At 41.5% G+C, this 14,970-nt stretch carries 12 protein-coding genes and 1 pseudogene; 6 read left to right on the top strand and 7 right to left on the bottom strand.

Annotation, left to right across the window (positions count from 1 at the left end):
• Together HC000_RS14365 and HC000_RS14370 are read left to right on the top strand one after the other, a co-directional pair.
• The coding region (locus HC000_RS14365; RefSeq protein ID WP_179808002.1) for a transposase at positions 1-360 on the top strand (360 nt) is incomplete at its 5' end.
• 25 nt (positions 361-385) lie between these two features.
• Positions 386-733: pseudogene (locus HC000_RS14370) on the top strand (methyl-accepting chemotaxis protein); the annotation flags it as partial.
• 27 nt (positions 734-760) lie between these two features.
• On the opposite strand, the gene HC000_RS14375 reads toward HC000_RS14370, so the two are convergent.
• From HC000_RS14375 to priA, 5 genes are all read right to left on the bottom strand, one after another.
• Positions 761-1,135, bottom strand: coding sequence for a gamma-butyrobetaine hydroxylase-like domain-containing protein (locus tag HC000_RS14375; protein WP_179808003.1), 375 nt, complete (start codon positions 1,133-1,135; stop codon positions 761-763).
• Positions 1,136-1,202: 67 nt separating this feature from the next.
• The gene (gene hslU, locus HC000_RS14380) at positions 1,203-2,531 is read right to left on the bottom strand and encodes an HslU--HslV peptidase ATPase subunit (protein WP_179808004.1); all 1,329 of its coding nucleotides are present in this window, start codon (positions 2,529-2,531) and stop codon (positions 1,203-1,205) included.
• A gap of 11 nt (positions 2,532-2,542) precedes the next feature.
• Positions 2,543-3,061 (bottom strand): ATP-dependent protease subunit HslV, encoded by a 519-nt coding sequence (gene hslV / locus HC000_RS14385; protein WP_011329373.1) that lies wholly within the window; start codon positions 3,059-3,061, stop codon positions 2,543-2,545.
• Positions 3,062-3,140: 79 nt separating this feature from the next.
• Positions 3,141-3,668, bottom strand: a complete 528-nt coding sequence (locus HC000_RS14390; RefSeq protein ID WP_011329372.1) for an SPOR domain-containing protein — start codon at positions 3,666-3,668, stop codon at positions 3,141-3,143.
• A 20-nt stretch (positions 3,669-3,688) separates the two neighbouring features.
• Positions 3,689-5,875, bottom strand: coding sequence for a primosomal protein N' (gene priA / locus HC000_RS14395; RefSeq protein WP_011329371.1), 2,187 nt, complete (start codon positions 5,873-5,875; stop codon positions 3,689-3,691).
• Positions 5,876-6,131: 256 nt separating this feature from the next.
• On the opposite strand from priA, the gene rpmE reads away from it, so the two are divergent.
• On the top strand, positions 6,132-6,347 hold the full coding sequence (gene rpmE / locus HC000_RS14400) for a 50S ribosomal protein L31 (RefSeq protein WP_011329369.1): 216 nt from the start codon (positions 6,132-6,134) through the stop codon (positions 6,345-6,347).
• A gap of 544 nt (positions 6,348-6,891) precedes the next feature.
• The gene (locus HC000_RS14405; RefSeq protein ID WP_179808005.1) at positions 6,892-8,133 is read left to right on the top strand and encodes a malic enzyme-like NAD(P)-binding protein; all 1,242 of its coding nucleotides are present in this window, start codon (positions 6,892-6,894) and stop codon (positions 8,131-8,133) included.
• Positions 8,134-8,231: 98 nt separating this feature from the next.
• Here HC000_RS14405 and metJ read toward each other — a convergent pair whose 3' ends face one another.
• Positions 8,232-8,552, bottom strand: coding sequence for a met regulon transcriptional regulator MetJ (gene metJ / locus HC000_RS14410; RefSeq protein WP_006793094.1), 321 nt, complete (start codon positions 8,550-8,552; stop codon positions 8,232-8,234).
• A 199-nt stretch (positions 8,553-8,751) separates the two neighbouring features.
• On the opposite strand from metJ, the gene metB reads away from it, so the two are divergent.
• Positions 8,752-9,990, top strand: coding sequence for a cystathionine gamma-synthase (gene metB / locus HC000_RS14415; protein WP_179808006.1), 1,239 nt, complete (start codon positions 8,752-8,754; stop codon positions 9,988-9,990).
• Between the two features lie 5 nt (positions 9,991-9,995).
• Entirely contained in the window at positions 9,996-12,341 is a 2,346-nt protein-coding gene (locus HC000_RS14420) for a bifunctional aspartate kinase/homoserine dehydrogenase II (RefSeq protein WP_179808007.1), read from the top strand.
• A gap of 89 nt (positions 12,342-12,430) precedes the next feature.
• On the opposite strand, the gene HC000_RS14425 is transcribed toward HC000_RS14420, so the two are convergent.
• On the bottom strand, positions 12,431-14,941 hold the full coding sequence (locus HC000_RS14425; RefSeq protein WP_011329365.1) for a PBP1A family penicillin-binding protein: 2,511 nt from the start codon (positions 14,939-14,941) through the stop codon (positions 12,431-12,433).
• Between the last annotated feature and the right edge of the window lie 29 nt (positions 14,942-14,970).

Genomic DNA, 14,970 nt, shown 5'->3' on the forward strand with positions numbered 1-14,970 from the left:
GAAGGTAAAGTAACGGCGGGGAGTTATATTGGCAAAGCGATAAAATACACGCTTAATCAATGGCCGAAATTAATGCGGTATAGTGAAGATGGCGAACTAGGGATTGATAATAATATTACTGAGCGAGATATTCGGCCGTTTACCACTGGTAGAAAAAACTGGCTATTCTCAAAATCGGTTAATGGTGCTCAGGCCAGCGCGATACTTTATAGTATTGTGATGACGTGTCGTGCTAATGACATCAATCCGTATTACTACTTTGTGCATTTATTTAAAACGTTGCCGAATCGAGATGAGGGTGATGATGATTTTACCGACCTAATGCCGTGGAATGTGCAGCTAGACTTCGATTATAGCTAAGCGCACTGCTTAAATGCGCGCTTACATAGAAGGCATAATAAATACTCTACAACAGCGCACTCAAGAAGTGGTGAGTATTATGCATCAGTGTCGCTCACAAGGTGATGAAAGTGCATCGCAAGCAAATAGAGCTGGTGAGTTACTCGGATCAATAACCGAAGATGTGCAAACGATTATGGAAATGAGCACACAAATTGCTGTGGCAATTGATCAACAAAGCCAAGTCGCATCTGAAGTAAATAAAAATGTGGTGAGTATTCGTGATATTGCCAGAAACACCTCAGGGCACGCTGCTAACAATGCGCAAACAAGCGAAGAAGTATCAGCGCAAGCACGAGTGCTTTTTGCTGCAATTGACAAATTTAAGGTTTAAAACTTAGCAATAAAGTACCCGTATAGTTTAAGGAATAAACTTTATGGGTACGCTGTCTTTAGAGTTATTGTGCTCACTAACTCGCTTTAAATACTCATCCCAGAGAGTCGCTTGCTGCGCCTGTAGCTTTGCAAAATATTGCCAGCTAAATAGCCCGCTATTGTGGCCATCGTCAAAATCTATACGCAGTGCGTAATGACCAACATGAGCTATGTTTTTAATACCAACAGACTGTTTATTGAATACTAATTTCATTGGCCCTGAGCCATGCCCTTGCACTTCTGCAGAAGGGGAGTGCACACGTAAAAATTCACAACTAAATACGGCTTGGCTGTCATCATCAAAGTAAACATCTAAATTTTTGCTAACGCTGTGGTAATGTACTTTTGTTACGTGTTTCATTTTTATCTCATTAAAAAGCCCCCAGTGCGGAGGCTTTTAGTATAACTGTTTATGCAGCTAATTTTAATTAAAGAATATAGCGGCTTAAGTCTTCATCTTCAACCAGCGCACCTAAGTGTTTTTCAACATAAGCGGCGTCAACCACCAGTGATGTTCCGGCTTGCTCTGAAGCGTCATATGAAATTTCTTCCATTAGTTTTTCCATTACCGTATGTAAGCGACGAGCACCGATGTTTTCGGTTTTTTCGTTAACTTGCCAAGCAGCTTTAGCAATGCGCTCAATTGCATCATCACTAAATTCAATAGTTACTTGCTCAGTTTTAAGCAGTTCACGCTGCTGCTCGGTAAGCGATGCATGCGGCTCTGTTAAAATACGTTTAAAGTCATTAGCAGTAAGTGCTTCAAGTTCTACACGAATAGGAAGACGACCTTGTAGCTCAGGGATCATGTCTGATGGCTTAGCCATTTGAAATGCGCCTGAGGCAATAAATAGCATATGATCAGTTTTAACCATGCCATGCTTAGTGCTAACCGTACAACCTTCAATTAATGGTAGTAAATCGCGCTGTACGCCTTCACGGCTAACGTCTGGACCTGATGAGTCACCTCGTTTACAAATTTTGTCTATTTCATCAATAAACACAATACCATTTTGCTCAACTGCAAAAATAGCCTGCTCTTTTAGCTCCTCAGGGTTAACTAGCTTAGCGGCTTCTTCTTCGCTTAATAGTTTAAAGGCTTCTTTAATTTTTAGCTTACGTTTAGTGCGCTTATCGCCACCCATGTTTTGAAACATGCTTTGCAACTGGTTGGTCATATCTTCCATACCAGGAGGGGCCATAATTTCTACGTTTGGTTGTGCTTGAGCTAAATCAATTTCGATTTCTTTGTCATCTAATTGACCTTCACGTAGCTTTTTACGAAACGTTTGACGAGTTGAAGAGCTGTCATCGCGTTGGCTTTCGCCATATTGATCTTTAGCTGGTGGTAAAAGCGCGTCTAAAATACGCTCTTCGGCTGCTTCTTCAGCGCGATGCTTAAACTTTTTAGTTTGTTGCTCACGCGTCATTTTAATCGCAACATCGACTAAATCGCGGATGATGGTTTCTACTTCCTTACCAACATAACCAATTTCGGTGAATTTAGTTGCTTCTACTTTAATAAATGGCGCGTTAGCAAGTTTAGCTAAACGACGCGCAATTTCGGTTTTACCAACACCCGTTGGGCCAATCATTAAAATATTTTTAGGCGTTACTTCATTACGTAAATCATCACTTAACTGCATCCGGCGCCAGCGGTTACGCAGTGCAATAGCAACGGCTTTTTTAGCCTTTGCTTGACCAATAATGTGCTGATCTAGCTCGTGAACAATTTCTCTTGGGGTCATAGCAGACATAGCGGTTCCTATTACAATTCTTCGATAGTTTGAAAGTCGTTAGTGAATACGCAGATATTGCCTGCAATGGTTAGGCTTTTTTCTACTATTTCGCGAGCACTTAAATCGGTATTTTCCAGTAAAGCAGTTGCTGCCGATTGGGCGAAGTTACCGCCACTGCCAATGGCAATTAAGTCATTTTCTGGCTGTACTACATCACCATTACCGGTAATGATTAAAGAGGCAGTTTCGTCGGCTACAGCAAGCAGCGCTTCGAGCTTGCGCAAAGCGCGATCGCTGCGCCAGTCTTTGGCCATTTCAACCGCGGCTTTAGTGAGGTTACCTTGGTGCATTTCTAGTTTGCTTTCAAAGCGTTCGAAAAGGGTGAAGGCATCAGCAGTACCGCCGGCAAAGCCAGCAATTACTTTGCCATTATAGAGGCGTCGAACTTTACGGGCATTGCCCTTCATTACTGTATTACCAAGCGAAACTTGGCCGTCGCCGCCAATTACAACATTGTTGCCGCGACGTACACTTACGATAGTAGTCATATTATTCCTCATCATCGAGCTGCAGGGGCAGCTCGTAAAAAACGATTATGAAGAGGTTATATGGGTGAATGGTTTATTTTCAAGTCCAGCCCCAAATTCCGCAGCCGACTATTTTTACACGTTTAAGTTTATTTTTATCGCTCTCAGCTTGGCGCTTGGTTTTATAAGGGCCTAAGCGTACTTTATACCAAATGCCACTGCTGCCTGTGGTCTCTTTTATTTCAGAAATAAGCCCTGCAAAGGCTATTTTAGCTTTTAACGATTCAGCCTGTGGGTAGGTTCTAAATGAGCCGCACTGCATAACGTAAGGGCCTTTTTGTTCAAGTTCTTTTACTTCAACCTGAATTTCGTGGTTTCTAATTTCTTTAATAAACGCAGGCGTACGTGGTACAACAACTTCTACAGGAGTTGTAGGTACAGGGTTAGCTTGTTTTTCAACTAGCTCAGGATCGGCGTTATTTTTAATAAACCATAAGCCATAAGCAAAACCTGCCACCAATAAAGTAACAATTAAAACTAACAGTATTGGAAAGGGTTTTTTAGCGGGCGCTGATTTCGCTTTTTTGCGGTTTGCTGGTTTTTTGTTAATGTAATCGTGCTGTGCCATAGCTTTATTTTGGCCTTAACCTAAATCATGTCTATAGGGTCTACGTCTAGGCTCCAGCGTACTTTTTGTGCAAGTTTGCTAGTGCTTAGATAATCAACCATTTGCGCAAGATATTGGTGCAATACGCGGCGATCTTGCGCTTGAATGTGTAATTGAAAACGATACATACCTGCTACTTTTTCAAGAGGAGCAGGTATTGGACCGAGCAATTGTATACCAGTTACCCCGCTTACTGGAACCAAATCTGTCAAAAAATCGACGACTTGTTTTATATTGTGTCCTTGGGCGCGAACAATGGCCATATTCGTGATTGGTGGTAGGTCTGCATCTTCACGTTCACGCAGTGCAAAGCGAGCAAAATCCTGATAACCATTATTAACCAAATCTTGTAATAGTGGGTGCTCAGGAAAATGTGTTTGCAATAACACTTGGCCTGCCTCACCTGAGCGCCCAGCACGCCCGGCCACTTGCGTAACAAGTTGGGCTAAATGCTCAGTTGCTCTAAAATCACAGGAGTATAAGCCGCTGTCTACGTCTAAAATAACCACTAAACTTACATCGGCAAAGTGATGCCCTTTAGCCAACATTTGCGTGCCCACTAAAATGCGCGCGCCGCCTAGGTTTATTTCATCCAGTGCTTTTTCAAGGCTGCCTTTACGACGAGTGGAGTCGCGGTCGATACGTGTAACAGGGGTTTGTGGAAATTCACTCGATAAAAACTCTTCGATTTGCTCAGTGCCTTTACCATTAGGAAAAATTTGCGTGCTACCGCAGTCGGGGCATTGGTGTGGAACATGATATTGATCGCCACAGTGATGGCAAATCATTTGCCCAATAGCTTTATGAAAAGTGGCGCTGGTGCTGCAACGCTTGCATTCGCTTAACCAACCACATTCATGGCAAATTAACGTGGGCGAAAATCCACGACGATTTAAAAACACCATCACTTGTTTGCCACGTTTTAAATGTTGGCGCATGGTAGCAAGGCTGGCATGGGCAATGCCTGCTTGGTCGGGCTGACCTTTCATATCGAGTAATTTAAATTGGTTATCGGTAGCGGTTTGCGCGCGCTCAGTAAGGCTCAGTAGTTGGTATTTATTATTAATTGCTTTGTGCAGGGTTTCGAGTGCCGGTGTTGCACTGCCTAATATAAGCGGAATTTTATGCTGATATGCACGATACGCAGCTAAATCACGGGCATGGTAGCGCAGCGTGTCTTGCTGTTTAAAAGACGAGTCATGTTCTTCATCAACCACTATCATGCCGAGCTTTAAAAATGGCAGAAAAATACTCGAACGTGTGCCTATTACTATGGCGCAGCTGGCTTTTTCGCAAAAACGCCAGGTTTGTAAACGTTCATTATCGGTTAAAGCTGAATGCCAAAGCATAATGGGGGTGTCGGGAAAGCGGCGGCGAAAGCGGTTAACGGTTTGCGGGGTTAAGCCTATTTCGGGCACTAATACTAGTGCTTGTTCGCCGCGCTTTAGTACTTCTTCTAAACATTGTAAGTACACTTCTGTTTTGCCGCTACCGGTTACACCTTCTAATAAAAAGCTGCTAAAACCGCTGCTTTGATTAATTGTGGTGCAGGCAACCGCTTGCTCTTTGTTAAGTGTTGGTTTGCTACCCACTGTTGGGGCTACACTTTGCCAGTGGTTATCATGCTCAATTGACTGTGTTATGAGTGCCTTATCTATTAAGCTATCAATGGTTTTTTTACTAAAGCCCAAAGCTTTTAACTCGGTTAATGACGACTTGCCTGATTGCGATAGCTGCTTTAGTAAATTAAGTTGAGTTTTAGCTTTTAATGACGGCAGCAGCGCGCCTTTTTCCGTTAGGGCTACCATATTAATGCTGGTTTTATCAGGCGATTCGCCTTGGCGTAGTGCGCTTGGCAATGCAATATGAATGGTTTCACCCAGCGGGTAGCAATAATAACGGGCAGTAAAGCGCAGTAACTCTATGTGCTCTGCAGATAAAATTGGCGTATCGTCGATAATTTCAAAAATTGCCTTTATTTTGTTTTCAGGCACTTCGGTTGTTGTTTTAAGCGCTAAAACCACGGCTACTTTACGTTGATTACCAAAGGGTACTAACACCCGCATTCCGGGTTTTAATGGCGCAGAAGCTTCACCAAGCTGGCTATCTACTTTATAATCAAAGGTGCGCGGTAGTGGAACTTTTATAGCAACTTCAACAAAATACATAGTAACTCAACTGTTAAAAAAATAATGGGGGAGGGCGTGCTAATACTTGGCCCTAATGTACTAAAAATACAGCTAAAAACCTACTACCAAATAACCTTGTTTACTCAAAATGGTTATTTTTTTAGCAAAAATACTAATTAATGCTTGTGTGCTTGATGGTTGTTGGATAAAATCCGCCACCAATAAATTTGTTTTAACGACGTATGGTGCCAGACTCCGGGTTTGGAGAGCGATGCGGCCTTAACTAGAGGTTTCTATGAAAGAAGGTATTCACCCTAAGTACGAAGTAATTTCTGCAACTTGTTCATGTGGAAACGAATTCGAAACTAGCTCTACTCTGTGTAAAAATATTCACCTAGACGTTTGTTCTGCGTGTCACCCGTTTTACACTGGTAAGCAAAAGATTTTAGACACTGGCGGACGTGTTGATCGTTTCAACAAGCGTTTCGGTGCACTTGGTAGCAAAAAGTAATTATTGCTATTTAGTTAAAAAAAGCATCTTAGGATGCTTTTTTTATGCCTAAAAATCCTCTAACTTCCCCCTAACCTCGCTAGTTTTAAGTTTATTGCTTTTTGCATAACTATTTCCTGTTCTTATTCTCGGTATGCATAAACCTTTGCAGACAAATGACTTAATATTCTCTATATTTTTAATAGCTTAATTTTCAACTCGGTTTCTAAAAGTAGCCAACATGAAGCTATGTGTTGTTAAAGCAGAATAAATAATCGCTTTTAGCTGATTTTATTTACGTTTTAAAAACCTGTTTTGTGAATAATACTTTTAACTAAAATAAGCTTGAAAAGTGTCTTTTAGCACAATTTATATTTATGAAAAGTAGCGGTGTTTTTATCGAAGTTGCTGAAAATTCGCTTAAAATTAACAGATCTAGCATATAACAGGATAGACCTGATATTGCTTGGAATTTAAAAATAATAAGGGTATCGTACTTTAAGGCATGTTAAGTGTCGCTTTACTCCCTCTCACTTTAACTTAAATTGCAGGATATAATCGCGTTATGTCGGACTTTCGTGAACAAGCACTACATTATCACTCTCACCCCGTTCCAGGTAAAATCAGCATTGAGCTAACCAAGCCTGCAGAAACGGCTCATGATCTCGCTTTAGCTTATAGCCCCGGTGTAGCTGAGCCGGTGCGTGAAATTGCTGCTGACCCTGCAAATGCCTATAAGTACACAGGTAAAGGTAATTTGGTTGCAGTGATCACCAATGGTACTGCCATTTTAGGCTTAGGAAATTTAGGCCCGTTAGCGTCAAAACCGGTAATGGAAGGTAAGTCGTTGCTGTTTAAACGCTTTGCAGGTATTGACTCAATTGATATTGAAGTAAAACACCGCACCACCGAAGACTTTATAAATACTGTGGCTAATATTGCTGATACTTTTGGCGGTATTAACCTTGAAGATATTAAAGCACCAGAGTGTTTTGAAATTGAAAAGGCGCTTATTGAACGCTGTAGTATTCCTGTTTTTCATGATGATCAGCACGGCACGGCTATTGTAACGGCTGCAGGCATGATAAATGCGCTGGAAGTGCAAGGCAAAGATATTGAAGATGCAGTTATTGTATGTTTAGGTGCCGGCGCTGCAGCGATTGCTTGTATGGAGTTATTAATTAAGTGTGGTGCACTGCGTGAACATATTTATATGCTTGATCGTAAAGGTGTTATTCACACTCGCCGTGATGATTTAAACGAGTACAAACAGTTATTTGCTAACAATACCGATAAGCGTACATTACAAGATGTAATTGAAGATGCTGACGTATTTGTTGGTGTATCGGGCCCTAACTTATTATCGGCCGATGATTTAAAATTAATGGCAGCAAAGCCAGTCGTATTTGCTTGTTCGAACCCAGACCCTGAGATTGATCCGGCATTGGCACACGGCGCACGTAGCGATTTAATTATGGCAACAGGGCGCTCAGATTACCCTAACCAAGTTAATAACGTGTTGTGTTTTCCGTTTATTTTCCGTGGTGCACTTGATGTGCGTGCCAGTGAAATTAACGATGAAATGAAAATTGCAGCAGTTGAAGCTATTCGAAGTATTGCCAAAGAGCCGGTTCCACCAGAAGTACTAAAAGCTGCCGGTGTCGATAAGCTAGCGTTTGGTGCAGAGTATATTATTCCTAAGCCTATGGACCCGCGTTTATTGCCGCGTATTGCTAAAGCAGTTGCATTAGCAGCCATTGCTTCAGGCGTAGCGCAAATAGAGCTGCCAGCAAACTATATGGAATAAGCAGCATTATGTTGCTCGGTATTAAGTTACTTCAGTGTAATTTATAGCCATAAAAAAACCTCAGCCATGCTGAGGTTTTTTTGTTTAAAAGCCGCTGTTTAGTCTTCGTTTAAAACAGGAACTTCTAAGCCCATTTCTTGCATTATTTTTTTCACTTCTTCAGGCACTTTTTCGGCGTTATCTTTACGTAAATCATCATCGTTAGGTAACGGTTGCCCAGTAAACGCATGCAAAAATGCTTCACATAATAGCTCGCTATTAGTTGCATGGCGTAAGTTATTAATTTGCCTACGGGTGCGTTCATCGGTTAGTACTTTTAATACATTTAGCGGGATCGAAACGGTGATCTTTTTAACTTGCTCTGATTTTTTCCCGTGTTCTGCGTATGGGTGAATATACTCGCCATTCCATTTTGCCATAAGATGTATCGTTGCCTCAGATTATTAATTGCTCACCCTACTAAAAAATAGCGCGAATATGCGTGAAATTCTATCGATTTAAACAAATTAGTCAAATACTTGTTGCACAGATGGCTAGGTGTTTAAATGTTTTGACTTCTTAAGTTGAATGAATTACTGTTTTAGACGTCTAAACATCTAAATAAAGCAGGTAATAAATATGAGTGAAAAAAATAAAGCGACAATTGCAGTTCGCAGTGGTGTCGATGCTGATAAGCACCATGGCGCGGTTGTGCCTCCGCTGTATTTATCAACCACTTATTCGTTTGCCGACTTTGATACAAAACGTCAATATGACTATGGCCGCAGTGGTAATCCAAATCGTGATACTTTAGCCCAAGCACTCAGCGAACTCGAAGGTGGTGCTCGCGGCATTATTACTGCAACAGGAATGGCTGCCGTACATTTAGCCACTCAGCTGCTTAATAGTGACGATACGTTGGTGATCCCCCATGATTGTTATGGCGGCAGCTATCGCTTATTTACCTCATTACAAAAGCGCGGCCTATTAAAACTCGAAGTGTTAGATTTAACTAAACCAGAAAGTTTGCAGCAAATTTTAGTAATCAAACCTAAGTTAATTTGGATAGAAACCCCTAGTAACCCTATTTTACGTTTAACTGATATTAAAGCAGTAACCGATATTGCGAAACAATGCGGTGCTTTGGTAGCTGCAGATAACACTTTTTTATCGCCTGCATTACAAAACCCGATTAAATTTGGCGTTGATATTGTGGTGCACTCAACCACTAAGTACATAAATGGCCACTCAGACGTGGTTGGCGGTGCGGTTATTGCTGCAACTGACGAACTAGGTGAAGAACTGGCTTGGTGGGCAAATAATATTGGTATAACGGGGGCACCGTTTGATAGTTACTTAACTTTGCGTGGCTTGCGTACTTTAAATGTACGCTTACGGCAGCATCAAGAAAATGCCTTAGCTATTGCTAAGTACCTTGAAAGCTCAAAATTTGTTAGCCAAGTATATTACCCGGGGCTAGAGTCGCATCCACAACATGAATTGGCTAAAGCACAGCAACTTGGTTTTGGTGGCATGGTTAGTTTTGACATTAAAGGTGATGTGAATGACGCAGCTGCATTTTTAACAAACCTTAAAACATTTAGCTTAGCTGAATCTTTAGGTGGCGTAGAGAGCTTAATATGCCACCCAGCAACAATGACGCATGCAGGAATGGAAGCCGAGGCTCGTTTAGCCGCTGGCGTTGGCGATACGCTTATTCGTGTGTCGATAGGTATTGAAGATGTAGCAGATTTATTAGCAGACTTTGATCGGGTATTTAATTTAGTGCAACCAGGTCAGCACAATAACGCAGGTAAAACAGGTGCTAGCGCAAGTAGTAATGTTAAATTGAGCGCTGCTCACCCGGCGTTGTGGTAATTAATATGACTAATAATATTCATAAGTTTGGTGGTTCGAGTTTAAGCTCAGCCGAGCGCTATAAAAGCGTTGCAAAAATAATTTTAGGGCAAGCTCAGCCCGGTGATTGTGTAGTGGTATCGGCTGCAGGAAAAACCACAGATACATTAGTAAAACTGTGGCAAAGTTATCAGCAGCACGATACTCAAGCGCTCGCTGATATTGTATTGCAATTAAACAATCATCAAAGTGATTTAATAACGCAGCTACTGCAGGGCGATTTAAAGCGCAGCGCTTTAACCACTCTAAATGAAGAGCTAAGTTTAGTTGCTAAATTAGCGAGTACTGAGCAGTTGCAAGAAGCGGCGCTACTCGCCCATGGTGAGTTGTGGTCAGCTCGTTTGCTCGCTGCGTATTTACAGCAACTTAATGTTGCTGCATGCATGCAAGACGCAAGAGGCTTGTTTACGCTAAGTGATGGACAATTATTGCATAGCCAAAATACACAGCAGTGTAGTGAGCTTATTAGCCAGCACAAAATTAACGTGGTAACAGGGTTTATTGCGGCTAATACCCAAGGCGATACGGTCACTCTTGGTCGCAATGGTAGTGATTACAGTGCAACCTTATTGGCAAGTTATTGCAATGCTAAACAAGTATATATTTGGACCGATACACAAGGGATATTTAGTACCGACCCACGTAAAGTTAACAAGGCCATTAAATACGCTAAGGTATGTAGAGCGCAAGCTAACTTATTGGCAAGATTAGGTAACCCCGTTTTACACGCTAAAACATTATCGCCACTTAAAAATACCGATATAAAGCTTGCGGTGCGCAGTAGTTTTGACGTGCAAGCAAGCTCAACAAATGTAGTGAAAGAGGGCTGTGTAAAACAAAAACGCTTTATTACTACATTAGAAAATATAGATTTACTTAGTGTTGAAGGGCTAGTTGAGGGTGAGGTAACTCAGGTTAGCCAGCTTATTCAACATAGTTTGCATCATTTTAGTAGCGCGGGTGAAACTTACCTAATAGTACCGGCAGTAGCGACCCATCAAGTAGTTAGTTACTTTGCAGGAAGAGCCAATATTAGCGAGTCTAACCTACATGGTTGCGCGCTAGTTGCTCCTGAGCAAGATATAAACTTATTGAGTACTCAGGCACGCGAGTTGCTCAATTTGCATAATATTGAACCTCGCTTTGTGCATCAAGATAGTGGTTATGTATTGCTACTGACGGATCAGCTTATTGATAGTGATGTGCTTAATGTGCTGCACGATAAACTGATCACTAAAGGCCAAGAAATTGCCTTAATAGTGGCAGGGCTTGGTAACGTAGGGGATGTATTTGTTAGCCAACTATCGGCGCAGCTAGCACGTTTATCAACCGACTTTAATATTAAGTTAGTGGGATTAGCACGTTCGCAAAAACTGCTATTTAATCCCAGCGGCATAAATGTACAGCACTGGAAGAACCAATGGCAGTTAGAGGCTGTTGACTATAGCAGCCAAGATTTATTAACCGCTATTGGCCAGCTTGATTACGAGCATAAAGTGGTTATAGATATAACCGCCAGCGAGCAATTTAGTCAGTTATACCCAGATTTTGTTGCGCTTGATTGTCATTTAATTAGTGCTAATAAGTATGCTGGTACCGCGCCAACTCCTTGGTATAAAGCGTTGCAGCACAATATTGCGCAGCGCAATTTATATTGGCGCTATAACGCTAGTGTGGGTGCCGGTTTACCAATTAATTTTGCCCTTGCAGATTTACAAAACAGTGGCGATAAAATAACACGTATAGAAGGTGTTTTTTCGGGTACGTTATCGTGGTTATGTAGTATGTATAATGGCGCAACTGCATTTTCTGAGTTATTACTTGAAGCGCAACAAATGGGTTTTACTGAACCCGATCCGCGCGAAGATTTATCGGGGCGAGATATGCAGCGTAAGCTACTTATTTTAGCGCGAGAGTTAGGGGTTGAATTAGACCTTAACGACATTGCCTTAGCGCCGTTAATGCCCGATGAGCTAGCACTAGGTAGCTGGGATGACTTTTTAGCTAATAAACATAAGCTCGACACTTTTATTGAAGAGCATGCACGCAATGCAAAATTACAAAACGCGGTACTTCGTTATACAGGTTTACTGAGTATTGAGCACGATAGCGTAACGGCCAAAGTAGGGTTAGCGTATGTTACGCCCAATGACGCATTAGCAAACTTAACCCCGGGTGATAATATTTTTGTTATTAACAGCCAGTGGTACAGCAATAATGCCTTGATTATACAAGGCCCAGGTGCTGGTAAGGAAGTGACTGCAGCAGGCGTTCATTCTGACTTATATTGGCTGATAAAAAACTTAAAGTAATAATTAAATAAAACAAAAAACGGCAACCTAAGAAGGTTGCCGTTTTTTAGCGTAATTAACCATTTAGCTAATGAGAGATGTGCTTATGGTTAAAATAGCTCTTCTTCTGTTTTGGTGTTTTCTTCAAAAATATCGCTTGGCTGCGAAAGCACATAACTAGTTGGGGTAGTGCCTTTTTCAAAGTATTCAAAGCGGCTAGTATAATCATTTTTGTGGCTTAATAAGCCAGTCGCTAAATCAATACGAATAGAAACTAATCCTTCAGGTGGTTCAATTGGCGCTTCTGGTTGCCCATCAAGAGCTGCCCTCATAAATTCATTCCATGCCGGTTGAGCTGTTTTAGCGCCCGATTCAGCCCCTGTTATTTGACCACTATCAAGGTTGTTGTTATAAGCAGAACGACCTAGAGTATTGCCAGGGTTGTCAAAGCCAACCCATACTGAGGTGAGTACATTGCGGTTAAAACCACTAAACCAAGTGTCAACAGAATCGTTTGTGGTACCTGTTTTACCCGATAAATCACGACGCCCTAAACGCTGTGCTCGCCATGCAGTCCCCGTCCAGCCTGTTTTATTGCTCCAGCTTCCGCCGCCCCAAATTGCGCTGTTCATAGCGTCTGCAATTAAAAAAGCATTTTGTTTAGAAATAATACGTGGGGCACATTGCACTGTTTGCTGCGCTTTTTCACCTTGCTCAGTATTTTCTATCGTTAGGCTGCTGTTATTTTCGATAGCGAGGGGCTGCGTGTTCTCATCGCAGGCTAGGGCTGGGTTTGCTTTAAATAACACTGTACCAAAGGCATCTTGAATTTCAGATATAAAATACGGTTCTATTAAATGCCCGCCATTAGCAAACGCGCTCATACCACGAGCAAGTTCTAATGGAGAAATGGAAGCACTACCAAGCGCTAAGGATTCACTGCGGTTAATGTCTTTATTATCAAAACCAAATTTAAGTAAATGATCGGCAGTACGTTGCAAGCCTACACCACGTAGAAGACGAACCGAAATAACGTTTTTAGATTGCGCCAATGCGCGGCGAATACGAATTGGGCCATTATAAACTGCAGGGCTGTTTTTTGGGCGCCATGCAATACCTTGGCTTTTATCCCATTGATTAATTGGAGCGTCGTTTAAAATGGATGCTAAAGTGTAGCCTTTTTCCAGAGCTGCAGAGTAAATAAAGGGTTTAATGTTTGAGCCGACTTGGCGTTTAGCTTGCACTGCACGGTTGTACTGGCTTTGCTCAAAACTATAACCACCAACAATTGCTTTAATACGGCCATCTTGAGGGTCTAAAGACACAATGGCACTAGAGGCTTCAGGAATTTGACTCAATAAATAATTATTATCGTCGTTTTTACGTAGCCATATTTGTGCACCTGGTACTAATATTTCAGTTGCAGCTTTAGGAGCAAAACTTTGGCGGTAACGCGTAATATATTTACGTGCCCACTTTAAGTTATCCCATGTAAGTGTTGCCAGTTCACCATTTTTTAGTAAAACGTCGGCTGTTTTTTCGTTAACCGCCAATACCACTGCTGCTTGTAAGTCGCCAAGCTGTTTTACGTCTTTTAGCTGGTTAAGAATTTGTGCTTGGCTTAATGCTGGTTGTGTTTGCGCATCCCATAATAAACGCTCTGGACCTCTAAAACCGTGGCGCATATCGTAACTATGTAAGTTATTTACTAAAGCCGTTTGCGCAGCTTGTTGAACGTGGGATTCTACCGAGGTAAATATTTTAAAGCCAGAGTTGTACGCTTTATCAATACCGTATTTAGCAACCATTTCTGCACGCACCATTTCAGATATATAAGGTGCGTATAAATCTATTTCAGCGCCATGAAAAACGGCCGTTATAGGTTGATTAATAGTCTCTTCATATTCGCTTTGGGTTATATAACGTTCAGACAACATTCTACCAAGTACGACATTACGACGCGCTTTAGCACGCACTGGATTGCGAATAGGATTAAGCGCTGAAGGTGCTTTTGGCAGGCCGGCAATCATTGCCATTTGCGCAAGGGTTAAGTCTTTTAGTTCTTTACCGTAATAAACTTGCGCTGCTGCACCAATACCAAACGCCCTATTACCTAATTCAATTTTATTTAAATACAGCTCAAGAATTTCGTTTTTGCTTAATAAGTTTTCAATATGTATCGCGATAAAAATTTCTTTTACTTTACGAATGTAGGCTTTTTCGCGGGTTAAGAAAAAATTACGTGCTAGCTGCATAGTAATAGTACTAGCGCCTTGTTTTTTCTCTCCGGTAGATATAAGTACAAGCGCAGAGCGCACTATACCTATTGGGTCAATACCAAGGTGATCATAAAAGCGGCTGTCTTCGGTGGCTAAAAATGCATTAATGAGGGGTTGTGGTATTTGGTCTATTGTGACCGGAATTCGTCGTTTTTCACCAAATTGATTGATCAACAGACCATCTTTAGTGAATACTTGCATAGGAGTTTGTAATTGCACGTCTTTTAAAACTTGCACACTTGGGATATCAGGTTTAACGTAATAATAAAGGCTGAACAAAGTGATCAGTCCAAATAATGTGCAAATGATAAAAAATTGTAAAGTTCTTTTTAATAAAATCACTGATATTTCCCTAAATGGACTCCCAATTA

The organism is Pseudoalteromonas sp. MIP2626 (genome assembly GCF_013414205.1).
Lineage (GTDB): Bacteria > Pseudomonadota > Gammaproteobacteria > Enterobacterales > Alteromonadaceae > Pseudoalteromonas > Pseudoalteromonas nigrifaciens.